This window comes from Bittarella massiliensis (ex Durand et al. 2017) (genome assembly GCF_017566145.1).
GTDB classification, from domain to species: Bacteria; Bacillota; Clostridia; order Oscillospirales; family Ruminococcaceae; genus Bittarella; species Bittarella massiliensis_A.
In genome coordinates this window covers 1-216 of sequence record NZ_JABFCL010000297.1, presented here as the reverse complement: position 1 = coordinate 216, position 216 = coordinate 1, and the positions used below count along the sequence as shown (strand labels likewise).

Annotated in this window: 1 pseudogene; it reads left to right on the top strand. The window is 53.7% G+C overall.

What is annotated here, in order from left to right:
• Positions 1 to 216: pseudogene (locus tag HJY11_RS14410) on the top strand (V-type ATP synthase subunit A); the annotation flags it as partial.

Below are 216 nucleotides of genomic sequence, written 5' to 3'. Positions count from 1 at the left end.
ATTGCCCTTGAGAAGGACCGGACAACGGTTCAGGTCTATGAGGAGACGTCTGGCCTGCGGCCAGGTGAGGTGGTGACAGCCACTGGAAATGCCGTGTCTGTGACGCTTGCGCCGGGAATCCTCAACAATATCTTTGATGGAATTGAGAGGCCGCTGGAGAAAATCTCCGAGACAGGAGGCGCATTTATTACAAAGGGCGTTTCGGTAGATTCTCTG